This window comes from Sphingobium sp. KCTC 72723 (assembly GCF_014280435.1).
Lineage (GTDB): Bacteria > Pseudomonadota > Alphaproteobacteria > Sphingomonadales > Sphingomonadaceae > Sphingobium.
This window is the reverse complement of record NZ_CP060388.1, coordinates 2,017,674-2,042,220: the sequence shown is the minus strand read 5'-3', so window position 1 is coordinate 2,042,220 and position 24,547 is coordinate 2,017,674. Positions and strand designations below refer to the sequence as shown.

At 63.4% G+C, this 24,547-nt stretch carries 30 protein-coding genes; 10 read left to right on the top strand and 20 right to left on the bottom strand.

All coding sequences use genetic code 11. From position 1 onward, the window contains the following. Positions 1-59 precede the first annotated feature (59 nt). The 4 genes from SPBM01_RS10160 (at position 60) to SPBM01_RS10145 (ending at position 2,445) form a co-directional block, all read left to right on the top strand. Positions 60-830, top strand: coding sequence for a MotA/TolQ/ExbB proton channel family protein (locus SPBM01_RS10160; protein WP_188065375.1), 771 nt, complete (start codon positions 60-62; stop codon positions 828-830). 108 nt (positions 831-938) lie between these two features. Further along, positions 939-1,424 (top strand): ExbD/TolR family protein, encoded by a 486-nt coding sequence (locus tag SPBM01_RS10155; RefSeq protein ID WP_188065374.1) that lies wholly within the window; start codon positions 939-941, stop codon positions 1,422-1,424. Between the two features lie 53 nt (positions 1,425-1,477). Beyond that, positions 1,478-1,900 carry an ExbD/TolR family protein gene (locus SPBM01_RS10150; RefSeq protein ID WP_188065373.1) on the top strand — a complete coding sequence of 141 codons (423 nt, stop codon included), beginning with the start codon at positions 1,478-1,480 and terminating at the stop codon, positions 1,898-1,900. 215 nt (positions 1,901-2,115) lie between these two features. Then, positions 2,116-2,445 carry a PilZ domain-containing protein gene (locus SPBM01_RS10145; RefSeq protein WP_188065372.1) on the top strand — a complete coding sequence of 110 codons (330 nt, stop codon included), beginning with the start codon at positions 2,116-2,118 and terminating at the stop codon, positions 2,443-2,445. A 187-nt stretch (positions 2,446-2,632) separates the two neighbouring features. Here the strand turns inward: SPBM01_RS10145 and SPBM01_RS10140 are convergent, their stop codons facing one another. Then, positions 2,633-4,420, bottom strand: a complete 1,788-nt coding sequence (locus SPBM01_RS10140) for an ABC transporter transmembrane domain-containing protein (RefSeq protein ID WP_188065371.1) — start codon at positions 4,418-4,420, stop codon at positions 2,633-2,635. 138 nt (positions 4,421-4,558) lie between these two features. Here SPBM01_RS10140 and dgcA point away from each other — a divergent pair, with 138 nt between their 5' ends. Then, complete coding sequence (gene dgcA, locus SPBM01_RS10135) at positions 4,559-5,533, top strand: N-acetyl-D-Glu racemase DgcA (protein ID WP_188065370.1); 975 nt, start codon at positions 4,559-4,561, stop codon at positions 5,531-5,533. Here dgcA and SPBM01_RS10130 read toward each other — a convergent pair. The 3 genes from SPBM01_RS10130 to SPBM01_RS10120 all read right to left on the bottom strand — a co-directional run bounded on the left by SPBM01_RS10130 (position 5,527) and on the right by SPBM01_RS10120 (position 8,193). Then, on the bottom strand, positions 5,527-5,916 hold the full coding sequence (locus tag SPBM01_RS10130) for a hypothetical protein (protein WP_188065369.1): 390 nt from the start codon (positions 5,914-5,916) through the stop codon (positions 5,527-5,529). The genes dgcA and SPBM01_RS10130 overlap by 7 nt on opposite strands. 81 nt (positions 5,917-5,997) lie before the next feature. Further along, positions 5,998-7,164, bottom strand: coding sequence for a mechanosensitive ion channel family protein (locus SPBM01_RS10125; protein ID WP_188065368.1), 1,167 nt, complete (start codon positions 7,162-7,164; stop codon positions 5,998-6,000). A gap of 21 nt (positions 7,165-7,185) precedes the next feature. Continuing rightward, the gene (locus SPBM01_RS10120) at positions 7,186-8,193 is read right to left on the bottom strand and encodes a DNA topoisomerase IB (protein ID WP_188065367.1); all 1,008 of its coding nucleotides are present in this window, start codon (positions 8,191-8,193) and stop codon (positions 7,186-7,188) included. A gap of 104 nt (positions 8,194-8,297) precedes the next feature. Between SPBM01_RS10120 and SPBM01_RS10115 the strand changes: the two genes are divergently transcribed. Continuing rightward, positions 8,298-8,852 (top strand): type 1 glutamine amidotransferase domain-containing protein, encoded by a 555-nt coding sequence (locus SPBM01_RS10115; RefSeq protein WP_188065366.1) that lies wholly within the window; start codon positions 8,298-8,300, stop codon positions 8,850-8,852. On the opposite strand, the gene SPBM01_RS10110 is transcribed toward SPBM01_RS10115, so the two are convergent. The 3 genes from SPBM01_RS10110 to SPBM01_RS21890 are packed head-to-tail and all read right to left on the bottom strand — an operon-like array spanning position 8,824 to position 11,001. After that, entirely contained in the window at positions 8,824-9,525 is a 702-nt protein-coding gene (locus SPBM01_RS10110; RefSeq protein WP_188065365.1) for a hypothetical protein, read from the bottom strand. The genes SPBM01_RS10115 and SPBM01_RS10110 overlap by 29 nt on opposite strands. Further along, entirely contained in the window at positions 9,522-10,886 is a 1,365-nt protein-coding gene (locus SPBM01_RS10105) for a putative O-glycosylation ligase, exosortase A system-associated (protein ID WP_188065364.1), read from the bottom strand. Before SPBM01_RS10105 ends, SPBM01_RS10110 begins: the two co-directional genes overlap by 4 nt. Further along, positions 10,879-11,001: a hypothetical protein gene (locus SPBM01_RS21890; protein ID WP_262504386.1), complete on the bottom strand. Its 123-nt coding sequence runs from the start codon at positions 10,999-11,001 to the stop codon at positions 10,879-10,881. The genes SPBM01_RS10105 and SPBM01_RS21890 overlap by 8 nt, the downstream gene beginning before the upstream one ends. Before the next feature lie 89 nt (positions 11,002-11,090). On the opposite strand from SPBM01_RS21890, the gene SPBM01_RS10100 reads away from it, so the two are divergent. Together SPBM01_RS10100 and SPBM01_RS10095 are read left to right on the top strand one after the other, a co-directional pair. After that, positions 11,091-12,329 carry a TIGR04063 family PEP-CTERM/XrtA system glycosyltransferase gene (locus SPBM01_RS10100; RefSeq protein ID WP_188065363.1) on the top strand — a complete coding sequence of 413 codons (1,239 nt, stop codon included), beginning with the start codon at positions 11,091-11,093 and terminating at the stop codon, positions 12,327-12,329. A 17-nt stretch (positions 12,330-12,346) separates the two neighbouring features. Next, entirely contained in the window at positions 12,347-13,306 is a 960-nt protein-coding gene (locus SPBM01_RS10095; RefSeq protein WP_188065362.1) for a hypothetical protein, read from the top strand. 60 nt (positions 13,307-13,366) lie between these two features. On the opposite strand, the gene SPBM01_RS10090 is transcribed toward SPBM01_RS10095, so the two are convergent. Together SPBM01_RS10090 and SPBM01_RS10085 are read right to left on the bottom strand one after the other, a co-directional pair. Then, positions 13,367-13,738, bottom strand: coding sequence for a hypothetical protein (locus SPBM01_RS10090; protein ID WP_188065361.1), 372 nt, complete (start codon positions 13,736-13,738; stop codon positions 13,367-13,369). After that, positions 13,735-13,920, bottom strand: a complete 186-nt coding sequence (locus tag SPBM01_RS10085) for a hypothetical protein (protein ID WP_188065649.1) — start codon at positions 13,918-13,920, stop codon at positions 13,735-13,737. The genes SPBM01_RS10090 and SPBM01_RS10085 overlap by 4 nt, the downstream gene beginning before the upstream one ends. Positions 13,921-14,035: 115 nt before the next feature. On the opposite strand from SPBM01_RS10085, the gene SPBM01_RS10080 reads away from it, so the two are divergent. Both SPBM01_RS10080 and SPBM01_RS10075 read left to right on the top strand, forming a co-directional pair. Then, complete coding sequence (locus SPBM01_RS10080; protein ID WP_188065360.1) at positions 14,036-14,704, top strand: helix-turn-helix transcriptional regulator; 669 nt, start codon at positions 14,036-14,038, stop codon at positions 14,702-14,704. Positions 14,705-14,760: 56 nt separating this feature from the next. Next, positions 14,761-15,678: an XdhC family protein gene (locus tag SPBM01_RS10075; protein ID WP_188065359.1), complete on the top strand. Its 918-nt coding sequence runs from the start codon at positions 14,761-14,763 to the stop codon at positions 15,676-15,678. Between the two features lie 176 nt (positions 15,679-15,854). Here the strand turns inward: SPBM01_RS10075 and SPBM01_RS10070 are convergent, their stop codons facing one another. The 11 genes from SPBM01_RS10070 to SPBM01_RS10020 all read right to left on the bottom strand — a co-directional run bounded on the left by SPBM01_RS10070 (position 15,855) and on the right by SPBM01_RS10020 (position 24,477). Next, positions 15,855-16,040: a YbdD/YjiX family protein gene (locus SPBM01_RS10070; RefSeq protein ID WP_188065358.1), complete on the bottom strand. Its 186-nt coding sequence runs from the start codon at positions 16,038-16,040 to the stop codon at positions 15,855-15,857. Then, the gene (locus SPBM01_RS10065; RefSeq protein WP_188065357.1) at positions 16,037-18,085 is read right to left on the bottom strand and encodes a carbon starvation CstA family protein; all 2,049 of its coding nucleotides are present in this window, start codon (positions 18,083-18,085) and stop codon (positions 16,037-16,039) included. The genes SPBM01_RS10070 and SPBM01_RS10065 overlap by 4 nt, the downstream gene beginning before the upstream one ends. Before the next feature lie 90 nt (positions 18,086-18,175). Beyond that, entirely contained in the window at positions 18,176-18,580 is a 405-nt protein-coding gene (locus tag SPBM01_RS10060) for a DoxX family protein (protein ID WP_188065356.1), read from the bottom strand. Then, complete coding sequence (locus SPBM01_RS10055; protein WP_188065355.1) at positions 18,577-18,879, bottom strand: alkylphosphonate utilization protein; 303 nt, start codon at positions 18,877-18,879, stop codon at positions 18,577-18,579. The genes SPBM01_RS10060 and SPBM01_RS10055 overlap by 4 nt, the downstream gene beginning before the upstream one ends. A gap of 11 nt (positions 18,880-18,890) precedes the next feature. Continuing rightward, positions 18,891-19,529, bottom strand: a complete 639-nt coding sequence (gene yihA / locus SPBM01_RS10050; protein WP_188065648.1) for a ribosome biogenesis GTP-binding protein YihA/YsxC — start codon at positions 19,527-19,529, stop codon at positions 18,891-18,893. A gap of 144 nt (positions 19,530-19,673) precedes the next feature. Further along, positions 19,674-21,377 (bottom strand): membrane protein insertase YidC, encoded by a 1,704-nt coding sequence (gene yidC / locus SPBM01_RS10045; RefSeq protein WP_188065354.1) that lies wholly within the window; start codon positions 21,375-21,377, stop codon positions 19,674-19,676. Between the two features lie 32 nt (positions 21,378-21,409). Then, entirely contained in the window at positions 21,410-21,622 is a 213-nt protein-coding gene (yidD, locus tag SPBM01_RS10040; RefSeq protein ID WP_223177813.1) for a membrane protein insertion efficiency factor YidD, read from the bottom strand. Beyond that, positions 21,619-22,038 carry a ribonuclease P protein component gene (rnpA, locus tag SPBM01_RS10035; protein ID WP_188065353.1) on the bottom strand — a complete coding sequence of 140 codons (420 nt, stop codon included), beginning with the start codon at positions 22,036-22,038 and terminating at the stop codon, positions 21,619-21,621. The genes yidD and rnpA overlap by 4 nt, the downstream gene beginning before the upstream one ends. Positions 22,039-22,070: 32 nt before the next feature. Further along, complete coding sequence (gene rpmH, locus SPBM01_RS10030; RefSeq protein WP_006959075.1) at positions 22,071-22,205, bottom strand: 50S ribosomal protein L34; 135 nt, start codon at positions 22,203-22,205, stop codon at positions 22,071-22,073. Between the two features lie 139 nt (positions 22,206-22,344). Continuing rightward, a complete protein-coding gene (locus SPBM01_RS10025; protein WP_188065352.1) occupies positions 22,345-23,127 on the bottom strand; it encodes a DsbA family protein in 783 nt (260 codons plus the stop codon). After that, positions 23,128-24,477 (bottom strand): M48 family metalloprotease, encoded by a 1,350-nt coding sequence (locus SPBM01_RS10020; RefSeq protein ID WP_188065351.1) that lies wholly within the window; start codon positions 24,475-24,477, stop codon positions 23,128-23,130. It lies immediately after the preceding gene. Positions 24,478-24,547 lie beyond the last annotated feature (70 nt).

Here is a 24,547-nt window from a genome sequence, read left to right as displayed (position 1 = left end):
GGCGCGCGCCCGGCGCCGCCTTTCCTTGCTATGATCTCATTGAGAGGGAAGTCTTGATCATGTTGAACTCCATCATTGCGGCTGCGGCCGCACCTGCTGCGGAAGCCGCCAACCCGTACGGCCTCATGGAAGCCCTCGAACAGGGTGGCGTCATTGCCTGGACCGTGTTCATCATTCTGGTCGGCATGTCGGTCGGCACTTTCTATGTGCTGTTCACCAAGCTGATCGAGCAGCAGAAGGTGATCAACCAGTATAAGAAGGTCCGTTCGACGTTCTGGCGTTCGGCCAGCCTGAAGGAAGGCGCCGCCAAGCTGGAAAAGAACAGCGCGTACAAGCAGATGGTCGATGACGGCATCGCCGCTCAGGAACAGCACGCCAAGCTGACCGATCCGGTCGAAGCCCATGACTGGCTGCACAGCTCGCTCGCCCGTTCGGAAAACGCGATCAACTGGAAGCTGGGCGGCGGTCTCGCTTTCCTCGCGACCGTTGGTTCGACCTCGCCGTTCGTCGGTCTGTTCGGTACGGTTATCGGTATCTACCGCGCGCTGATCAAGATCGGTGCATCGGGTCAGGCCTCGATCGACGCCGTTGCCGGTCCCGTTGGTGAAGCGCTGATCATGACCGCTCTTGGTCTGGTCGTCGCGGTTCCCGCCGTTCTTGCTTACAACTTCCTGCAGCGCCGCAACAAGGCGATCGCCGAGAATCTTTCGTCCTTCTCGACCGATCTGCTGGGCTACATGGTGTCCAACGGCGCCGTGAAGCCGACCGTCGGTGCCGCTGCTCCGGCCCAGGTTGCCAAGCCGGTTCCTGCGACCGCCACCAAGGCCTGATCAAGACGGGAGCCGGAACCGGGTGCCGATATTGCACCTGGTCCGGCTCCCCCGATCGCAGCACATGGCTTGCGGTCGAAAATGACAGACATGTTAGGATACTGATCAATGGCAATGAGCGTTGGTGGCTCCGGCGAAGAAAAGCCGATCACAGATATCAACACGACGCCGCTCGTCGACGTCATGCTGGTGCTTCTCATCATCTTCCTGATCGCCGTTCCCGTCGTGCTGCAGACGGTCGATCTCCAGCTGCCCAAGGTCCGGTTCGAACCGACCACGACGAAGCCGGAGAATGTCTCGCTGTCGATAACGACGGATGGCGCAGGTGCCTGCACCGTTTACTGGAACATGACCAAGGTCAATTCCGAAGACCTGCTCAACCGCGCCGTTGCCAAGCTCGAAGCGGATATCAAGAAGGTCGGCGGGATCGAAAACATGACGCCGGAAGATTTGCCCGAAGTGCATATCCGTGGCGACATCAATACCCCGTACCGCTGCATTGGCGGAACGATCTACACGATGCAGCGCGCCGGTTTCCCCAAGGTCGGCTTCATTTCCGAGCCTGAACCGGGCCAAGGCACCGTCCGCCTGTAAACGTCGACTGCCCATAGCGGCCGACTATATGTGATTTGTAGGAGTATCGCCCAATGGCAATGAGCGCCGGTTCAGACGATGGCGAACCGATGATGGAAATGAACACGACGCCGTTGATCGACGTCATGCTCGTTCTCCTCATCATGTTCATCATCACCATTCCGATCCAGACCCATGCGGTGAAGATCGACCTGCCGCAGAACGCGCCGCCCACGGACAGCGTGATCGACCCGGTCAAGAACAAGGTCGCGATCGACACAGCCGGGATCATCACGTGGAACGGTGCGCCGATCGACATGCTGACGCTGCGCCAGTATCTTCAGCAGTCGCTGCGCCTGCCCGTCGAGCCGGAACTTCAGTTCCAGCCCAATGCGCAGACCCGCTATGTGACCGTTGACGAAGTGCTGGCCGAGATCAAGCGGGCCGGCGTGACGAAGCTGGGCTTCGTCGGCAACGAACAATATGGCAATTTCTAAGGCCTGATTTCCGGTTTTTCCCGTCGCACCAAGGACTTCCCGTTTTTCGCGACGCGGCATCGGGCAGGTTTGCAAAGATTGTTGAAATTGCAGGGTCGCCCCAGGGCGGCCCTTTTTTTGTCTGCGGGCGAACGGAGAATTTAACCCTTTGCTTACCCCGATCGTCAATAACGGCATCATCCTCGATGAAGGACTGAGGACAGCGAAAACGAATCATGGCCGCCGAACGACATACTGATCTTGACCGGAAAATACGGACCGCCGAACGCGCTTATGTGCAGATGAGCGTTAAAGTCCGGCGTCCGGGCGAAACCTGGTTCAGCAGCCGGATCGCCGATGTATCAGTCAGCGGATTTCGCCTTCAAAGTTTCATGAAACTGACGCCGGGCAGCGAATTATGGATCATGCTGCCGGGATTTGAGGGCCGTCGCGCCAGCGTGCTGTGGACTCGCGCGCACGAATCAGGCTGCGCATTCGAGCGCCCCCTGCATCCGGCCGTACTGGATCATGTCATCAAACTGAGCCAGGCACCGAGTTTGCGCTAACGCTCCTATTGAGGTCGCGCGTCAGAGCGACATTAGAGCCTAGCCCTACTTCCCGCGACGCGGGCCGCTATCCCATTCCACGCTCCGAACAGCGCCTCGATCTGCCTCTTGGACCATTTTCCGCGCGTCAGCCTCAGATGCTGCCCCAGTCCTGCCTTTGTGATCGGCCATGCGCCCAGCCGCGCGGTCAGGCGGCGGCGTGATCGCTAAACTGGAGACTGGCCAGACGCGCATATAGGCCGCCCGCCGCGACCAGACTGGCATGGTCGCCCTGTTCGACGATGCGGCCCTCGTCCAGAACGATGATCCGGTCGGCAGCGCGCACGGTGGCCAGTCGGTGCGCGATGACGATGGTGGTGCGACCCTGCATCAGGCGGGCCAGCGCATCCTGCACCAGCCGTTCCGATTCCGCGTCCAGCGCGGATGTCGCTTCGTCGAGCAGTAGGATCGGCGCGTCGCGCAACAAGGCGCGCGCGATCGACAGGCGCTGGCGCTGCCCGCCCGACAAGCGCGCGCCCCCTTCACCCATGAAGCTGTCCAGCCCCTGCGGCAATGCGCGGATGAAGCTTTCCGCATTGGCGGCGCGGGCGGCGTCCCAAATCTGTTCGTCGCTCGCGTCCCACCGACCGTAGCGCAAATTGTCACGCGCGGACGCGGCGAAAATGACGCTGTCCTGCGGCACCATAGCCATCATTGCGCGCAATTGTGCGGGATCGGCTTGAGGCAAGGGAACGCCATTCAGGCTGATCATGCCGGATGCAGGATCGTAGAAGCGCAGGGCGAGCTGGATCAGCGTCGATTTGCCCGCACCGGAGGGGCCAACGACGGCAACTGTCTCACCCGGCGCGATGTCCAGTGTGATGCCGTTGAGCGCCGCATGATCGGGGCGGGTAGGATAGTGGAAATGCACGTCCGCAAAGGTCAGGCGTGCGCCCTGCGGTTCGGCGGGGATGACGACCGGATTGGCGGGCGGCACTATGTCCGGCGTGGCGATCATCAATTCGTGCAGGCGGCTGGCTGCCCCCGCCCCGCGCAGCAAGTCGCCCCAGCTTTCCGACAATGATCCGAATGCGCCCGCGACAAGCCCGCCGGTCAGGACGAAGGCTGCAATGCTGCCCCCCGACAAGCGGCCCGCCGCAACGTCGAGCGCGCCCTGCCACATCACGGCAGTGATGGAGCCGAACACCAGCGCTATCACGACAGCGGTCATAATCGCGCGCAGGCGGATGCGGCGTCGGGCGGTGTCGAACCCGCTGTCGACGGTCGCGTCGAATCGGGCCGCTTCGCGTGCCTCCTGCCCGAACGCCTGCACGATCTTCATCGCCCCCAGCACTTCGGTCGTGACGGTGCCAACATCGGCCAGCCGGTCCTGACTGGCGCGCGACAGGCCGCGCACCTTGCGGCCCAGGCTGACCAGCACCAGCAGGATGAGCGGGATGCCCAGCAGCAACATGGCCGCCAATTTGGGCGCGAGGGCGAACAGGTAGATCAGGCCGCCCACACCCGTGACCAGATTGCGCAGGGCGACGGATACGGTCGATCCGACCACCTGCTCGACGATGGCCGTGTCGGCGGTCATGCGCGACGCGATTTCCGATGGGCGGTTTTCTTCGAAGAAGCGCGGTGCCTGCCGCAACAGATTGGCCTGGGTCGCGCTGCGTATGTCGGCAACGACCCGCTCCCCCAACCAGGACACGAAATAGAAGCGCAGCGCACTGGCCAACGCCAGGATGATGACGATCAGCAGCAGATATTCGAACCAGCGGCTGATGTCGCCGCCGCCCATGAAGCCCCGGTCGATCACAAGGCGAAAGCCGCTGGGTATGCCCAGCGTGGCGGCGGAGGAGACAATCAGCGCGGCCAGCGCACCTGCGATCCGCCCCGGATAGCGGCGCGCGAAACGCCACAGCATCGAAAGGCTGCCAAGGGCGGGGCGCGCATCGGCGCGGGGCGACGGGTTGGGGTTATCCTCCATGCAGCGCGCTTAGCAGCCCGTAGGACAAGCCTCAATGGGCCGGACGACATAGGCGCGCGCGCGATACGCGGGTTGGCAGACAGGATGCTTTTCGCGCATAGGCTGGCGCATCCCATCACGCCGCCAGGAGCGCTTTCGATGATCACTATCCTATCCGCGACGGTCGAGCGTTGGCCCGTCGCGGGTGCGTTCGTCATCAGCCGGGGGGCCAAGACGCATGTCGATGTGATCGTCTGCACCGTGGGCGATGGCGTGCATGTCGGGCGCGGGGAAGGGACGGCGATCTATTATGAGGGCGAGACGGCGGAAGGGTGCGTGGCCGCGCTAAACGCCTATGCCGGGCCGCTGGAGCGCACCGCCTTGGTGAGGGCGATGCCGCGCGGCGCGGCGCGCAATGCGCTGGATTGTGCGCTGTGGGATCTGGAAAGCAAGCAGGCAGGCATCCCGGTGTGGCAGCTGGCCGGGCTGGATGCGCCTGAACCCATGCCGACCGCCTTCACCATCAGTCTGGGCGAGCCGGAGGCAATGGCCGCAGCGGCCCATGCCGCCGCCGCACGGGGCTTTGCCCTGCTGAAATGCAAGCTGACCGGACAGGGCGACCGGGCGCGGATCGGGGCGGTGCGGTCCGGCGCGCCGGATGCGCGGTTGATCGTCGATGCCAATGAAAGCTGGCACGCCATGGACATCGCGGCCGAAGCGGCGGCGCTGGCCGCGCTGGGTGTCGAGATGGTGGAACAGCCGGTGCTGCACGGGCAGGAGGACAGGCTGGCCGGGGTAAAGGCATGCCTGCCGCTCTGCGCCGACGAAAGCTGCCACACGCGCGCGGATCTGGATCGGCTGGGCGATTTCGATGCGGTCAATATCAAGCTGGACAAGGCGGGTGGCTTGACCGAGGCGCTGGCGCTGCGTCAGGCGGCGCGGGAGCGGGGCTTTCGCGTCATGGTCGGCTGTATGTTGGGGACGTCGCTGGGCATCGCACCCGCCGCGCTGGTGGCGCAGGGGGCGGACTGGATCGACCTGGACGGCGCGCTGCTGCTGGCGGAGGATCGCGACGGCGGGCTGGCCTTGACCGACGGATTGCTCGCCCCCGGCACGCTGTGGGGGTTTCAGTAACCCAGCGTCAGGCCCAGCGCATAATAGGACGGGCCGACATTGGCCTTGGCGCGCAGCTTGGGGAATAGCGGCATGGCCAGCGTCGCATAGGGACGTACTTCGTCCTCGCTCACCCGCACGCCTGCGCCGATCGTGGCCGACAGTGGGATGGAATAGGTCGCCTCCACCCGGCCATAGGGTTGTACATCGCCATCGCGCAGATGCACGCCCGCACCCGGCGTCAGGCGGAAACCGGCAAAGCCCAGCGCATAGCCTGCGCCCAATTCCGCGCCCCATCCGCCATCGGCGCGGGCGTAACCGGCTTCGACGCCCAGCCCTTCGGCATGAGCGGCAGGGGTGAGGGCGCAGAGCGCGACGGCGGCGAGTGGCAGGATGGTCTTCATGAACGTGGCGGTAGGACGCTGGCCCGCCGCCTGCAAGCGACGTGGCGATGGGCCGAGTCGCGGGCGGGGCGGGCCGTCGGCCTAGGCTGCGCCGTGCGGCACCGGCGTATGATGGACATCGGCATAGGGCATGACCGCCCGGCCATCGGGCGCAGCGGTAAAGCTGGTCTGGGTGGGATAGGCAAACTCGATCCCCTCCGCATTGAAACGCTTCCAAATGGCCAGGCCGATGCGGTGGCGCATCACGAAATAGTCGTGATGGTCAGGGTCCGGCACGTCGAAATTCAGCTGATAATCGAGCGAACTGGCGCCGAACTGAATGATGCCTGCATTTACGAAGATCAGCCCTTCACCCTCGACAATTTCCTGCAATATGGTGGGGATGGCGTCGGCCTTGTCCTCCGCCGTCTGGTATATGATGCCGATGGCGTAAGTGACGCGCCGCTGCACCAAAGTTTGCAGGCTGGTGATTTCCTTTTGCAGCAGGTTGGCGTTGGAAATGACCTTCTTTTCCCCGCTCATCGCGCGCAGCCGCGTGCTTTTCAGGCCGATCTTTTCCACCCGCGCGGTCGTCTGGTCATAGGTGATGATCTCGCCGCGCCGGAACGGCTTGTCGAAAATGATCGAAAGCGCTGCGAAAAGGTCCGAAAATATGCCCTGCGCGGCCAGACCAATGGCGATGCCACCGATGCCAAGGCCAGCGACCAGACCCGTGACATTGACGCCCAGATTGTCCAGCACCACGATGGTCGCAATCGCAAACAGGGCGAATGTCACCAGCACGCGAATCAGGCCCATGGCGTTGGCCAGCGTTTCGCCCTGCCCATCTTCCGCCAACGTCTTGCGCTCGATCAGGCCCAGGATGATTTCGCGCGCCCAGATGGCGCATTGCAGCACGGCCGCGATGGTGAACAGGAAGGCGATGGTCTTGTCGACGGCCGCAGGAGGCGAAGCATAGCCCGACACGAGGCGGGCGGCGACCAGGATCATGAAGAAATGGGTGGTGCGCGACACGGCGCGGCCCAGCACATTGGCATAGCCCAGCAGATTGCCCCGCTCGCCGCGCCACCGCTTGCCGAACTGGCGTAGCGCGGCAAGGGCGATGTAGATGATGACGCCAACGCCCACCGCGATCAGGATTTGCAGATAATGCACCGCCAGCCACTCGCTGGTGGAATGCCACATGGCGGCAAAATCGGGCGCGCGCATGGTGACGGCGGGCGGGGTGGAAACGGTCTTTTCAGCCATGATATCCTAAGTCTTCATGGGTCAGGCGGCCGCGCAGAGCGGTTCCCGACCGGCAATATCGTCCAGAAACGCGATCAGGCCGCGTTCCCCCCGTGACAGATAGCGCGTCTGGCGCGGCAGGCGAAGCCCCGTGCGCCAATCGTCCTGCCCGTCGCGACATAATGTGATGAGCGCAGGGTGGATGTAGCTTTTGCGGCTGATCGCAGGCGTGTTGCCCAGCGCTGCGGCGACCGGCGCGATCATGTCGGCCAGTGAGACATGGCCTGCCGCCAGCGTCTCGAACGCGATGGTCGATGCGCCCCAGGTACGGAAATGCTTGGCAGTAAAATTGCCGCCCATGGCATCGGCGATATAGGCGTTCACATCGCTTGACGTGATTGGACGCGCCTCTCCTGCCTCATCCAGATATTGGAACAGATGCTGGCCGGGCAGATCCTGCATCTGCCGCACAAAACGCAGCAGGCGGTTGTCCGTAATCGTCAACACTTGCTGCTTGCCCGACTTGGCGCGGTAACGCAGCGTCAGCGCCTTGCCCGACAGGTCGACATGGCGGCGGCGCAGCGTGGTCGCGCCGAAACTCTTATTGGTCGTGGCATAATGTTCATTGCCCACGCGCAGCTTGGCCAGGTCGAGCAGGCGGATGACCGCCGCGATGGTGCGGTCCTTGCGCAATCCGCGCTTGCCAAGGTCGGCCTCCATCCGGGCGCGCAATTTGGGCAGGGCGCGGCCGAAATCGGGGCAACCGGCATATTTCTCGGCCTCCCTCGCGGCACGGAAATCGCCATGATAGCGATATTGCTTGCGCCCGCGATCGTCATGGCCGGTCGCCTGAATATGGCCATGGGGCATGGGGCAGAACCAGCAGTCGCGATAGGCCGGCGGCAGGGCGATGGCGTCCAGCCGGGCAATTTCCGTCCCGTCGGCGATTCGCTTGCCATCGATCCCATAATAGCCCCAGCCGCCCTTGAGCGCGCGCCGCGTGATACCGGGGATGCTGTCGTCCACATGGACCAGTATTTTATGCGCCATGCTGTCCTTCTCATGCCGCAAAACCCCCGGTTCGCCGCTTCGTTCCGCAACCTTGGGGCGGTGGCGACGGTTGAGGGGACTTCCCCACGACCAAGGAGCGCATCATGTCAGCCATCAACACCAGCCACATCCTGATCGTCGCCACGGACGGTTTCGAACAATCGGAACTGTTCGATCCGCGCTACGCAATGATCGCGGCAGGCGCGAAGGTCACGCTGGCGTCGCCGGAGGCGAAACCCATCCAGGGCATGAAACATGATGAGAAGGGCGACACGATCACGCCCGACATCACGCTCGATCAGGTGAAAATCGCCGACTATGACGGCCTGATCCTGCCTGGTGGCGTCGCCAATCCCGATACGCTGCGAATGAACAAGATGGCAGTGGATATCGTCGCCGCCTTTGTCGAATCGGGCAAGCCAGTCGCCGCCATCTGCCACGGGCCATGGTTGCTGGTGGAAGCGGACGTGGTGGAGGGGCGGACAGTGACGTCCTGGCCATCGCTACGCACCGATCTGGAAAATGCCGGTGCCGACGTGGTCGACAGGGAAGTCGTCGTCGACGGCAACCTGATCACCAGCCGCAAGCCGGAGGATATTCCCGCTTTTGTCGCAGCGTTCAAGCAGGCCGTCAGCGAAGCGGATTCGCTCGTCGCATAAAAGGTGAGCCGCCGCCTTGTCGCCATGGCAACGGGCGGCGGCGCTGCACCGACAGATGCGCCAGCGCCAGCGTCGCACAAACGATCGCAGCCGGGAAAGCGAGGGGCGCTGTAACGGGCATTGCGGCGGCGCACATGGCCGCCGCAATGCTGCTTGCCGTGGCTAGTGCCAGCGCGCGGGCGTCACCGTCCGGCCCCCTTAGCCAGAATAGACCGGCGGACAGTCCAATCGCAAAACCCAGCATATAGCGGATCGCTTCACCTGCCGCCCCCGCGCCAGTGGCCATGAGCAGGATCAGCAGCGCAGCGACTACGGGTCTGCGGCATTGGCTCAGCAACGGTGCGACCATCGGATAAAGTAGCAACTCGCAGGTCACGGCTGCCAGCAGGATGGCTTGCGCAAGCGGCGCATCGCGCGCGATCAGCGCCACCGTCGCTGCGGCACCCCATGGGACAAGGCGGATCGGCCCCATGCGGATATGGCTGACCCAATGGCGCGCTATCGGCGCGCGCATGGCCCACCGCCGATCGGCCAGCCGCAACTGAAACCCGCCCATGATGAACAAGGCCTCCACGCCCCACGGCATCAGGTCGGGCGCGACCAGCGGGGCAGCGAGCAGCAGACCCAGCAACAGGCCATGCGCGATGCCGAGCGCGCGCAGCTCGCCCATCATGCCGCCACGCCGCGATGCACGGCCAGCGCTGCGGCCAGGTCATCCCGCGCCGCTGCCCTGCGCCTGCGGGTCAGATAGGTGTCCAGACCGATCTGGAGCGAGAGCAGCATGAAGATGAACGGTTGATAGGCGATGCCCACGAACAGCGACCCGATCATGTAGATGACATGCCCCTGTTGCAGGGCAATGGCGAAGGGCGCGATCCACGCCTCGTCCGGTCCATCCCGTTTGCGATACGCGCGGCGGATGCCTTCGGTGCGGATGAAGCAGATGCCGTGGATCAGCGCCCACAGGAAGAAGCCGAAATAGCCCTGCTCACCCAGCAGTTCAAAATAGGCGCTGTGATAGGCGCGGCCCTTGTCCGTCACGATGCGGGTTTCGATGCGCGGCCCGCCGCCATCGTTGATGGTGCTGCGCGCGACATAGGTGAAACTGTTCTGGAGATAATTGTCGAAGCCGCCGCCACCCGGATGCTGCTTCACATAATCGAGCGTCCACATCCACACGGCAACGCGGGTGGAAGCGCTTTCATCGCCCTCATGATTTTCGATCGTTTCCATCCGCTGGGTGAAACTGGCGGGCAGGAAGGGAATGGCGCACAGCGCGGCAACCAGCATCAACGGCCCATAAACGAAACGGCGGGGCGACCGGGCCAGCATCATGCCCGCCAATATGACGATGCAGACAAGGCCGGTGCGCGCTTCCGTCCCGATCGGCATCAGCAGGCAGGCAAGGCACAGGGCATAGCAAAAGCCCTTCACTTTCCAGTCTGGGGGGAAAATCGTGCCATGCTTGGCCAACCACAGGATCAGCGGGATCAGCGAAATCGCCACGCAGCTGATGATACTGCCCTCATAAAGGCCGCTATTATTATCGACCATCAGGTTGAGGACGCCATATCCGCCGCCCGACAGTGCGGTTTTCATGCCCCCATTGATGATGATGGTGCTGGCGCACAGGATCATGAACACGGTCAGCGCCTCGATTCGCAATCGCGTGCGCAGCACCAGCGGCAGGAACACGCCCGCGATGATCGCCTTCCAAACCCAGTTCCATTTGGTCAGCGCCTCGACCGGGAAATCGGCGGTCAGCGTGGTATAACCGCACCAGGCCAGCAGCAGCAGCATCAACCCCTGCCGCGCGGAGAATCGGCAGTCCTTCTTGTCGTCGAACAGCAGCCACGCGCCGACCATCGCGGCAAAGGCGATGGCCGAAATCGGAATGCTGTTAAGCAGGAAATAGGACAGGCGCTGGGGCGATACGATGTCGATATAGGCATAGACCGCGACCAGCAGGAACGGGCGGCGCAGGCCCAGCAGGCCAAAGACGGCGAGGAAGGCGAGAAAGAAAATGTCACGCATCGGGCGTGGTCCCGTCTGTATCAGGATCGCGATCCAGATCGGCGCGCGGCACCAGCCGCCACGCGGCGAGCAGGATCACGCCATGGCTGATCAGCAGGGACAGGGTGTCGATCATCGCTTGATTGGGTTTCCACTAGGCACCCGCTTTCTCTAGCGAGACACAGTTGACGGGCCGTTAAACCTTTTGCGCTTAAGAACAGCGTCATGACCCGTATCCTCCATGTGCTGGACCACAGCCTGCCGCTGCACAGTGGCTACACCTTCCGCACCCGCGCCATATTGCGTGCGCAGATGGCCAGGGGCTGGGAGGTGCGCGGCATTACCGGGCATCGTCACAGCATGGGCCAAGGAGCGGACGGCCCGATGGAGGAGCAGGTCGATGGCCTGCATTTCCACCGCACGCCTGGGCAAGCGGCGACCGGCAATCCGGTGCTGCGCGAATGGCGCGACATATCGGCCCATGCCGACGCCATCGACGCGCTGGTGCGGCAATGGCGGCCCGACATCATTCATGCGCATAGCCCGGTGCTGAACGCCATGGCGGCGCAGCGTGTGGCCAAGCGCCATGGCATCCCTATCGTCTATGAAATTCGCGCCTTCTGGGAAGATGCAGCGGTCGGTAACGGCACCGGGACCGAAGGCAGCCCGCGCTACTGGCTGACCCGTCAGCTCGAAACCCATGCCGTGCGCAATGCCGACGCGGTGGCGGTGATTTGCGAAGGGCTGCGCGGCGATCTGGCCACGCGCGGCATCGATCCGGCGAAGATCATCGTGTCGCCCAACGGCGTGGACATGGACCAGTTCGGCACGGTCGCGCCGCGCGATCCCGCCCTGACCGCACATCTCGGACTGGATGGGGCGGACGTCGTTGGCTTCATCGGCAGCTTCTACGATTATGAAGGGCTGGACGACCTGATCGCCGCAATGCCCCGACTCGTGCGCGCCCGGCCCAAGGCCAAGCTGTTGCTGGTCGGCGGCGGCCCGCGCGAACAGGCTTTGCGTGATCAGGCACTGGCATCGCCCTTTGCTGATCATATCGTCTTTGTCGGGCGCGTGCCGCATGACGAAGTCGACCGTTATTATGCGCAGGTCGACATCTTGGCCTATCCGCGCAAGGCGATGCGCCTGACCGACCTGGTGACGCCCTTGAAGCCGCTGGAGGCCATGGCGCAGGGGCGGCTGGTTGCCGCGTCCAGCGTGGGCGGGCATCGCGAGTTGATAGAAGATGGCGTGACCGGCACGCTGTTCTCGCCGGACGATCCGGGCGCGATTGCCACGGCGCTGGCGGGGCTGTTTGCTGACCGTAGTGGCTGGGATGCGCGGCGCATTGCAGCGCGCGCCTTTGTGGAGCGCGAGCGTAACTGGTCATCAAACATTCTGCGTTACGAGCCGGTTTACCAGAAGTTGCTGGCGCGCGGTGACAAAGCGCGTGCGGCGGCCTGAACAGAGGTTTGAGTAAAATGAGGTCCATCGGATCGGCACAGGGCAGGGGAGTCGCCATCGCGGCGCTGGGCGGCATTTCTGCTGCGCTGCTGCTGCTGTGGATTCCGGTCGGGTTGATCGAAATGGTCGTGGCGTCGAGCGGGATCAGCGAGGCATGGCCCGCCGCCGCCCCGCCGCTGGGGCTAAAGGCCCGTCTGCTGCTGGCGGGCTTCGCCGGGCTGATGGTCGTGGGTCTGATAAGTGTGACGCGCCGTAGCCGCAAGGCATCGGATGGCGTCGAGGGGATGGACGGGCGCAAGCAAGGCGCTCAAGGAGCAAAACAGATGGGTTTCGCATTTTCAAAGCTGACCGCACTGGCGCGGGGCCGTGTCGCGGCACCGTTCGACCAGCCGATGGAGGGCCGTGCGCCTTCGCTGCGCCGCGCCGACGCGCATCCCGATGCGCCTGCGCGTGCGCCGATTTTTGCCAGCCGCGATTTTTACGGACTGGATATTTTTTCTAAGCCCGAATCAGGCCAACCGCTGGCAAAGCCGGTCGCGCCGGTCGCGCCGGTCGCGGACGCGGCGACGCTTGCGCCGGACCCTGTCGAACAGGAAAATCTGTTGCAACCCAGCTTCCAGCGTCCGGCTGCGTCCGTGGTCGAAGCCGAAGCCGAAATCCCTGCGCCTTTCGAATGTGCGCCGGATGATCTCGTGGAAACGCTGGCATCCGTCATTGCGCCAATGCCAGTGTCAGAGCCTGATCCCACGCCGGAATCGACGCATGGTCTGACGATCGCGCAATTGACCGAGCGTCTGGAACGTGGCCTTTCGTTGCGCGCGCGCGCTCCAATGGTGACCGCTGGCATGGCGTCGGTGATTGCCGATATGCCGGTGGCTGCGCCCGTGCCGGTGCGCGACAGTGTTGCGCCCGATGCCGACGATGCGCTGCGCGCGGCGCTGGGTGCGTTGCGCACGATGGCCGGTCGCGCCCGCTAATCCCTGTTCCGGGCATCGTGCGCAGGATGACATTCCGCCCGCGCCCGATGCCCCGTTGGTTTACCAGTCCTCGATCGTTAGCGCCGACAGATCGACCCAATAGCCATCGCCGTCATGCCGCAACGCATCGACGCTGATGTCGGCGACGAAATGCCCCGCCAGCGTCCATTCCGCCGATTCGATGTCAGCGATGAATTGCTGCCGTCGCGCCACGGCATCCTGCCCGCGCAGGCCAAGGGTGATGACATGGCGCCGCCCCTCGAACAATGCGCTGGCCCAAGGGCGGCTGACGGCGCGGTCGATCCAGCTTCCCTCGCCCGCACGGAAAATCAGCTGCGCCAGCAGACGGGGCAGCGGGTCGCCGTGACGCTTGTCGATTGCTTTATTTCGGATGAGGTTTGCCGTCCCGAAACCAGGATCCATACTTGTCATTGCGCCGCGCTCCTGCGATATGTGTTCATGAAATGTTCTGCGCGTCTCCGCATTCTTTCGCCGGGTTCGCGCCCGTTGCGCAGGTCAAAGACCAGCCGTGGATCGCGCGCGCAGGCGCGGCCGAACGCGGTCGGCGGCATCTTGAATTCGTTGAGGAACTTTTCGATCAGGCCCAACAGCATCGCGTTCAATCTCCCCTGTTGAAGCGACTCGCCCGCTGCGAGTCGATAGGTATATTCCTATCTCAATCTCAATTTCCTACTTGTCTAGGAAAATTCCTATCATTATGGATCGGATATGGATGAATCGCACGACGCCCGAATTGCGCTGGATCGGCTGATTGCCGAACGGGGGGAAAATTATGCCGATCTGTCCCGGCTGATCGGTCGCAATCCCGCTTATATTCAACAGTTCATCAAACGCGGAACGCCGCGCAAGCTGGATGAGGAGGACCGGCGGGTGCTGGCACGCTATTTCGGCGTGGCCGAACAGGCGCTGGGTGGCGCTGCTGTGCCACTGGCCAATATCGCACGCACGCGGGGTATTCCGGCGGTGGTCGCGGTGCCGCGCCTGTCGCTGGGTGCGTCGGCGGGCAACGGGTCGCTTGATGAGGATGAGCGGGCAGCAGGCGCGATGGCGTTCGATGCGCATTGGCTGCGCCATCTGGGCGTGAGGCCGCAACGGGTGTCGATCATCCGGGTGGATGGCGAATCCATGGCCCCGACGCTCAGTGATGGCGACGACATCATGGTCGATCATGACGACGACGCCACGCGCCTGCGCGATGGCGTCTATGTCCTGCGGCTGGACGGGGTGCTGATGGTCAAACGAATCGCCATGGGTCCGTTGCGCGGACGGTTCAGTGTCGTCAGCGACAATCCCCATTATCCCGACTGGGCCGACATCGACCCTTTGCTGGTGGATATCGTCGGTCGGGTCGTCTGGACGGGCAGGCGACTGGCATAGCTGCGCCTCAGTGCCTATCTGCCCCCATACCTGCCCGTGCTGTAAAGGAGTTGCCGATGAACGATAATGGCGCGGTAATCCGCAAGGGCGTGGAATGGCGGGGCGCACGGCTGGCGCTGGCGACCGTGGTATCGACCTGGGGATCCGCCCCGCGCCCGCGCGGCAGCCATATGATCGTACATGAAGATGGCCGGTTCGAAGGCAGCATTTCGGGCGGCTGCGTCGAAAATGACGTGTTGCAACGGGCCGCCGAAGTGATCGCCGGACGCACCGGCCATGTGCAAAGCTATGGCGTGGCCGACGGCGATGCGTGGGAGGCGGGCCTGCCATGCGGTGGCGAAATTGCCGTGCTGGTGCAGCCAGTGGGCGATGCGGGCTTCCCGACCGCGCTGTTTGACCGGATCGAGGCGGAAAGCGCGCGCGGCCGGGCGTTGACGCTGGCGACCGATCTGGACAGCGGCGTCACGCAGGAAGGGGCGGGCGAGGGGACTTTCCTCAATCGCTATGATCCGCCGCGCCGCCTGTTGATTGTCGGCGCGGTGCAGATCGCCCAGTCGCTGGTGCCATTGGCGCAGGCGATTGGCGTGACGCCCATAGTGATCGACCCGCGCGGGCGTTTCCTGACGGCAGAGCGCTTCCCCGGCGTCGAACTGGACGATCGCTGGCCCGACGAAGCGATCGCCGCTCGCTTTCCCGGCGAATCGACTGCGGTGGTGACGCTCAGCCATGACATCAAGATCGACGATCCGGCGCTGGTGGCTGCGCTGCGTGGGCCGACCGGCTATGTCGCGGCGCTGGGATCGCGCCGCAGCCATGCGGCGCGGCTGGAACGGCTGGCGGCGCAGGGCTTTGGCACGGATGATCTGTCCCGCATCGACGGCCCGGCGGGGCTGGACATCGGCGCGATCGGTGCGGCGGAAATTGCGCTGTCGATCACGGCCGGGATGGTCGCGGGGTTCAATGCGCGGCGCTGAAAAGGGAACTGCCCCCCATCGCAAGGGATGAGACGGGGGACACATCCTCTTGCTGTCGGGCATGAAGGACGAGCGGCCCCTACAGGCCTCGACGCCACATGACCATAGCCCATCAGGGGCAGGTTTGATTTTTTATTTCATATTAGGCGTAATTATTGCAGTAATATTACGATCGTTCAACAGCAGCGGCCACCATTTTTGCCGCCATAACGCGCTTCCTGCCGGTCGCGGAAGAAGGTGATGCGGTCCATCGCGGGCTGTTCGGGATGATGCGCCGCCATATGGCGCAGATAGGCGTCATAGTCGGGCAGCCCGACCATCAGCCGCGCCGTGCGACGCATCGTGTCGATCAGGCCGCTCATTGTGCCGGGACCAGTATCGCGGGAATTTCCTGCGCCGTCGGCGTCGCTGCCCGTCGCGCGGCGATGCAGGTGCGGATCGTGAAGAACAGCAAAGACAGCACGACCGCCAGAAACAGGGCGACCAAAGCCGCATCGATCCGGTCGTTGAAGATGATGCGCTCCATTTCGGCCATCGACTTGGCGGGCTTCAACACTTCGCCCTTGTCCGCCGCCGCGCTGAACCTGGCGGCATGGGCGAGGAATCCGACCTTGGCGTCCGCCGAAAACAGCTTGAGCCACCCCGCCGACAGGGTGCAGATCAGCAGCCAGGCCGTCGGGATCATCGTGACCCAGGCAAAGCGTTCGCGTTTCATGCGGAACAGCACCACCGTCGCCAGCATCAACGCGATGGCCGCCAGCATCTGGTTGGAAATACCGAACACTGGCCACAGCGTATTTACGCCCCCCAGCGGATCGGTGACTCCCTGATAGAGGAAGAAACCCCATGCCGCCACGCACAGCGCCGTCGCAATGATGCCGGGAATATGGCTGCTCGTGTCTTTGAACGAAGGGACAGCCAGCGCGATCAAATCCTGCAACATGAAGCGTCCAGCGCGCGTCCCTGCGTCCACGGCAGTCAGGATGAACAGCGCCTCGAACAATATGGCGAAATGATACCAGAAGGCCTTCATCGCCGGACCGCCCACGACGTGGCTGAATATCTCCGCCATCGCCACCGCCAGCGTCGGCGCGCCGCCCGCGCGGCTGATGATGCTATGTTCGCCCACATCCTTCGCGGTCTGGGTGATGAGGTCGGGCGAGATCGGAAAGCCCATGGCCGTGACGGCGGCGGAGGCACTGGCCGCGTCAGTGCCGATCAGCGCGGCGGGGCTGTTCATCGTGAAATAGATGCCGGGGTCCAGAATGGATGCGCCGACCAGCGCCATGATCGCCACGAACGCTTCCATCAGCATCGCGCCGTATCCGATGGCAGGAGCGTGGGCTTCGCTGGCGATCAGCTTGGGCGTGGTGCCGCTGGCAATCAGGGCATGGAAACCTGACACCGCGCCACAGGCGATGGTGATGAACAGGAAGGGGAATAGCCCACCAGCCCAGACCGGCCCGCCGCCGTCGACAAATTGTGTCAGCGCAGGCATCCGCAGCGGCGGCGCCATGATGACGATGCCGATCGCCAGCGCCGCGATCGCCCCGATCTTGAGGAAGGTGGACAGATAATCGCGTGGCGCGAGCAGCAGCCAGACCGGCAGGACCGACGCGACTGCGCCATAGCCGATCAATATCCAGCATAGTTGCACCGGCGTGAACGTGAACGCCGGACCCCACACGGGCGAAGCAGCGACCGCCTGCCCATAGACGATCGCGGCGAGCAGGCCAAAAAGGCCCAGCACCGACACTTCGCCGATCCGCCCCGGCCTGATCCAGCGGGTATAGACCCCCATGGCTATGGCCAGCGGCACGGTCGCCGCCACGGTGAACATGCCCCATGGACTCTCGGCCAGCGCCTTGACGACGATCAGCGCCAGCACCGCCAATATGATGACCATGATCATAAAGGCGCCCAGCAGCGCGATGGTGCCAGCGACCTGCCCCATTTCCATGCGAATGAGTTCGCCAAGCGACTTGCCGTCGCGGCGCATGGAAATGAACAGGACCATGAAATCCTGCACCGCGCCCGCCAGCACGACACCGACGATGATCCATAATGTGCCGGGCAGATAGCCCATCTGCGCCGCCAGCACCGGCCCGACCAGCGGCCCCGCACCCGCGATCGCCGCGAAATGATGGCCGAACAACACGGTCTTGTCGGTCGCGACATAGTCCAGCCCATCGGCCCGGCGGACGGCAGGCGTGGGGCGCGACGGGTCCAGCCGCATGACATGGCGCGAAATGAACAGGGCATAGTAACGATAGGCGACCAGAAAGCTGCTGACTGCCGCAACGACGATCCAAAGCGCATTGACCGCTTCGCCGCGCGACACCGCCACAACCGCCAGCGCCACCGCGCCGATGATGGCCAACGCTATCCAGGGAAGATGCCGGGTCATCGCTCTCTCTTATGCTTATCCGAATGAAAAGGCACAGTAGGGCGCTGAACGCGAAAGACAATCATACGATGGTGGGTGATGCGGCAAAGCTCAACGCCGCCGGGGAAAGGGCCAGTCGATGGTCCCGCTGGCCCACAGCGCCCACCAGATTAAAATGGGCTGCAACGTCAAACGCGGGCCGTGATACCACCGGCCCAAATGCACCCCGCCCAGCGCTATGTCATTGATAGCATGATTGAAATTGGCAGGCCACACGCATAGCGCATAGAGGGCAAGGCCCATGCCCGCCGCCCGGCGCAGGGGCGGGATCATCAGGCCGGTTGCGCCTGCAATTTCTGCAATGCCGGTCAGGGCGACGACGGTCGCGGGGTATGGCACCCATGACGGGGTGATCGCAATGAAGCCGCCAGGCGAGCGCAGATGCGCAAAGCCCGCGATCAGATAGGCGAGCGCCAGAACGGCGCGGGCAATCCGCCGGGGGCGGCTGTCGGTCACCGTTTCCGCACGAATTCGGCGCGCAGCACCAGCCCCTTGATACCATCGAACTTGCAGTCGATTTCCTGCGCGTCGCCGGTCAGGCGGATGGATTTGATCAGCGTGCCACGCTTTAGCGTCTGGCCCGCGCCCTTGACCGTCAGATCCTTGATCAATGTCACTTGGTCGCCATCGGTCAGCAGATTGCCCACCGAATCGCGCACCTCTACATTGTCCATGTCGCTGTCGCTTTTGGGGGCATCGGCCGCGCTGATCCACTCGCCGCTCGCTTCGTCATAGACATAATCGTCGTCGGCCATGGTCAATTCCTTTAACCCTGCGTCACGCTTTCCAGAACGGCGGCGCGCAGTTCGGGGATGCCCATCCCCTTTTCGGCGGATGTGACGATGATGTCCGGGTGCGCGGCGGGACGCTTGCGGATCGCCTGTGCGGTCTGTTCGGTCACGGTCGCGAGGTCACTGGCCTTGATCTTGTCCGTCTTGGTCAGGACGATGCGATAGCTGACGGCTGCACCGTCGAGCATGTCGAGCATGTCCGTGTCCACATCCTTGATGCCATGGCGGCTGTCGATCAGCACCAGCGCCCGCTTCAATGCGGCGCGTCCACGCAAATAGTCGTTCACCAGGAACTTCCATTTGCGCACGACATCCTTGGGAGCCTTGGCATAGCCATAGCCGGGCATGTCGACCAGGCGGAAGCGCAGCGGTTCGCCCACGTCGAAGAAGTTCAGCTCCTGCGTCCGCCCCGGCGTGTTGGACGTGCGCGCCAGGTTGTTGCGGTTGGTCAGCGCATTGAGCAGCGAGGATTTGCCGACATTAGACCGGCCCGCAAAGGCGACTTCGTTCACGGCCATATCAGGCAGAAATTCCAGCGTCGGCGCGGATTTCAGGAAAGTGATCGGCCCGGAGAAGATCTTGCGAGCTTCTTCGGTGAGGTCGGGGGATTCCATATCGTTCACCTTTCAAATCCTCCCCTGCAAGGGGAGGGGGACCGCCGCGAAGCGGTGGTGGAGGGGTGCCACCCTATCGTGAGCGGAGCACCCCTCCGTCTGGCCTGTGGCCAGCCACCTCCCCTGCAAGGGGAGGATCATATGTCACTTCGTCGTCGTCGCGTTTAGTACGGGGTGCCGCTTATACAGCCACCATTGCTGCGCCATCGACAGGCAGTTGTTGGTGATCCAGTAGACCAGCAGGCCCGCCGCGAACGGTGCCATGATGAACATCATCATCCACGGCATGATCGCGAACACCTGCTGCTGCATCGGGTCCATCTGCGCTGGGTTCAGTTTGAATTGCAGGAACATCGAAATGCCCAGCAGCAACGCCAGCACGCCGATCGCTAGGAAGGCGGGCGGAGTGAATGGCAGCAGGCCGAAGAGGTTGAGGATATGCAGCGGATCGGGTGCGGACAGATCCTTGATCCACAGGACGAAGGGCTGGTGCCGCATTTCGATCGTCAGCATCAGCACCTTGTAGAGAGCGAAGAAGATCGGGATCTGGATGAAGATGGGCAGGCAGCCCGCCAGCGGATTGACCTTCTCCGTCTTGTACAGCGCCATCATCTCCTGCTGGAGGCGCGGCTTGTCGTCCTTATATTTCTCCTGCAGCGCCTTCATCTTGGGCTGCACCGCGCGCATCGCCGCCATGCTGGCAAACTGGCGCTGAGCGACGGGGAACATCAGCGCCCGCACCACGAAGGTCAGGCAGATGATCGCTACGCCGAAATTGCCCAGCGTTTCGAACAGCCAGTGGAGCAGCGCGAAGATCGGCTGTTCGAACCAGTAGAACCAGCCCCAGTCGATCGCCCGGTCGAACAACTTCACGCCGTCGCGCTCATAGGCCTGGAGCGTCTTGACCTCCTTGGCCCCCACGAACAGGCGCAATGTCTGGGTCGCTGCCTTGCCGGGGGCAAGGGTGGTGGAATCCAGCGCAACGTCGGCCTGATATTGCGTGCCTGCGCCTTTACGGAACTGGCCTGCAAAATCAGCGTCCTTGCCGGGGACCAGTGCGGACAGCCAATATTTGTCGGTAAATCCGATCCAGCCGCCCTTCGACGTGAAGCTTTGGGTCGATGGGCCTTCGTCCAGATTCTTGTAGTTCACATCATAATTGGCCGCGCCGTTGAACACGCCCATCGGGCCGATATGGATGGTCCAGGTGTCGGGATCCTTCGGCACGCTGTTGCGGCTGATATAGGCATAGGGCTTGACACCGACCGCGCCGGCGCCGCTGTTGGACACCTTCTGCGCGGCGGAAATCATGTAATTCTGATCGACGCTCAGGCGAATTTCGAACGTCTGGCCCGCGCCATTATTCCATGTCAGCGTGACCGGCGTGGTGGGGGTCAGGGCGTCGCCCTGCGCAGTCCAGACCGTATCCTTGGTCGGCGCTTTCAGACCCTCACCCTGCCAGCCAAAGCCCGCGAAATAGGCGTCCGTAGTGCCGGCCGGGCTGTAGAGGCGAACGGCGGGCGAATCCTTGGCGATCGTCTCGCTATAGGTCGGCAGCACGATGTCGTCGATGCGCGCGCCGGTCAGGTTGATCGACCCGGTCAGCTTGGGCGTGCGGATGGGGATGCGCGCGCTTTCCTTCAGCACGATCGCGCGGTCGCGAATCGCGCTCACGCTGTCGGCGGCGGGGTCCGCTGCGGGGTTGGCGACCGGAGTGGTCTTGCCGCCTTCGATCCGCGTAACCGGCGGATTGGCCGTCGGAAAGAAATAGTCGGAGACATAGGGCCAGCCGAACAGGATCGCTGCGGTCAGCACTACGGCCAGAATGATATTCTTCTTGTCGTCCACGCGCTTGCGCTCCGCAATCTTATATCTGTGTGTCAGGGAACCGGGTCGTAACCCGAACCGCCCCATGGGTGGCATCGCATTAGCCGCTTGAACCCCAACCAGCTACCCTTGATCGCGCCATATTTGCGCACCGCCTGTATCCCATATTCGGAACAGGACGGGGCGTAGCGGCAGGAGGGGGGCAGGATGCGCGACGGGCCGATTTGCCAGAAGCGGGCAATGAGGATGAGCAAGCGGGCAATCACGCGCCGGGCTTCCCGCTTTTGCTCTTGCCCGTTTCGCCCTTGCCTCTGCCATGGCCGGATCGCGCACCGTGACGCGGCGGACTATCGCCCGGCTGGGGCGCACGTGCAATCTTGCGCAGCGCCTTTTCCAGCTCGGTGCGCAACAGGGCGAAGTCGCGCTCCTTGCCGCCATCGCGGCCGATCAGCACATGATCCGCGCCTGCATAGCCATGCAGCGGCAGCAATTCGCGCGCGAGAACGCGAAAGCGGCGCTTCATCCGGTTACGGATAACGGCGCCGCCTATCTTTTTCGTGACCGTGATGCCGAAACGCATCGCCGGATCGCCATCGTCGCGTTCGCGCACCAGCAGGACGAAGCCCGGCATGGGTGCGCGCTTGCCGCGATTGGCCGCCAGGAAATCGGCTCGCCTGGCCATTATGGCAGGCGCAACCGAAGGCGGCCCGTCGATCAGGCGCTCAGGCTCTTGCGACCGCGCGCACGACGAGCGCGGATGATGTTGCGGCCACCGGGGGTCGCCATGCGGGCGCGATAACCGTGACGGCGCTTCCGAACCAGATTGCTCGGCTGAAAAGTGCGCTTCATCGTTCATTCCTCAAAAAACAACTAGAGAATCGGGCGTGACAAAAAAGGGCCGCCAAAGCAGCGGCCGCAAGTCAGGGTGCGTCCGATAGGCAAAGGGGCGTGGGAAGTCAATGGCGGAAGCACCCCGTCAGGGCTGCGGTTATTTCCCCCGCGCCGCCGCCACGCCTTCCTTGAGCGCGTCAAAGCCGACAGCACCGTTCAGCACCTGACTGCCGATTACGAAGGTCGGTGTGCCGCTGGCCTGCAATTTCTGGGCAAGGGCAATGTTGGACTGGATTTCGGCGTCATATTTGCTTGACGCGATGGCCGCTTCGGCGTCCGCCTTGCCGATTCCCGCCTTTGCCGCTGCGGCGATGATGCTGTCGCGCGTAACCTTGCCCGCGCCATAGAGCGCCTTGTGATAGGCCATATATTGGCCGCGCTCGGCCGCGAGCAGAGATACTTTTGCCGCGTCGCTGCTTTCTTCCGACAGGATCGGCAGTTCGCGATAGACGACCTTCACCTTCGCATCCGACCCGATCAGCTTGGCCAGATCGGGCAGCGATGCGCGGCAATAGCCGCAGGCATAGTCGAAAAATTCGACCACGGTGACATCGGCATTGGCTGCGCCTTCCCATGCGCCTGCGAACGGCTTTTCCAGCGTCGCGCGGTTCGCGTCGATCGTGCCGGTCATCCGATTGGCCTGTAACTTCTCGACCGCCTGCGGGATGATTTCGGGATGCTCCAATATATAGTCATGGACGATCTTTTCGATCGCCGCCCGATTTGCCGGACTGACGTCTGTTGCGCTGACCGGGGCGGGCGTCTGCACGGCAAGGGCGGTGCCAGCCGCAGCGGCGATAAAGGCGAAAGCGCCAAGGGTCATCTGGATCGTCCTGTTGGAAAGAGCGGCGCGGAAAGTCGGCCGTGTCTGATCTGTCATCTATCGTTTCTTCCGCTGCTGCTCGATCGCGGCACGCGACGTCATCGCGATATCCTGCGCGCGCAGATAGTCAACCGTGCCGACCTTCAACCCCTGCATCGCCGCGTCCGCGCTGCGCAGCGCCATGGGATGCTGGCCGATCATGGCATAGCGTTCCGCCGTCGCCAGCGCCGCGCGCGTGGTATCGCCCCGCCGTTCATAGACGACGCCCAGCTGATACCAGGCGAAGGGATTTTCCCGGTCGCGCTGGACGGCCAGCCGCAGCACCTGCTCGGCCTCGGCGAAATTCGCCTCATCCTCGGTCGCAATCAGCGCATGGGACAACAGCACCGAAATGAGTGGCTGGTTGGTCAGCTTCACTGCCTCGCGCAGCGGCGCGACTGCATCCTTGGGACGCCCGCTTTCCAGCAGGATCTGCCCCTTCAACTCCAGAAAATAGGGGTCGTGCGTCGCAGCAGCGAGCAGCGCATCGGCCTCATAAAGCGCGCGTTGCGGATAGGCGCTTTTGTGCCAGGCATAGGCTCTGGCATAATGGGCCGGGATCGACTGGTCGGTTTCAGGATATTTTATCAGCGTCTGCGTAGGTTCGGACACGAAGCCGACCAGCTTGGCCTTGATCCGCTCGAACCGCGCCTCCAGCGCCGGGTCCACCGGCTTTTCCCACGCCGGATCGACGGTATAGACTTCACGCAGCACATTGATGCGCTCGCCCGACAGCGGATGGGTGCGCCCATAACTATTGTCCTGCGGGATGGCGAGGCGATATTCCTGATTTTGCAGCTTCTTGAAAAATTCCAGACTACCCTTGCCACTGACCCCTGCCTTGGACAAATAGCGCGCGCCCGCCAGATCGGCTGAGCTTTCCTGCCCGCGCGAAAAGGCCAGAAACTTGGTCATCGCCGCCTGCTGGCCCAGCCCCATGATGCCAAGGCCCGCTTCCGCGCCGCCCGCCGCAATCGCAGCCGCGCCCAGCACCAAGCTGAGCAGCGTGACGCCGGTGGCTTCGCGGATGCCTTCGCCAAAGCGGATGATATGCCCGCCCTCTATATGGCCCAGTTCGTGCGCAACCACGCCCTGCACCTGATTCACAGTGTCGGCCTGCGCGATCAGCCCGCTATGCACCCACACATATTGGCCGCCCGCGACGAAGGCGTTGATTTTGGGATCGTTGATGACCAGCACCTGGACATTGCGCGGTTCCATACCTGCCGCCTTGACCAGCGGGCCGGACATATCGGCCATGAAGGCTTCGGTTTCGGCGTCGCGCAAGATGCTTTGCGCCAGCGCGGGTTGCGCGATGCACGCAAGGGCCGCGAAAAGAACGGCAATGCGCCGCGACCGCCGCATCATTGCGCGCGGTCTGTATGAATGGGCGAACAAACCATGGGTGCCGATCGATGCCATGACCGCCCTGAACCCC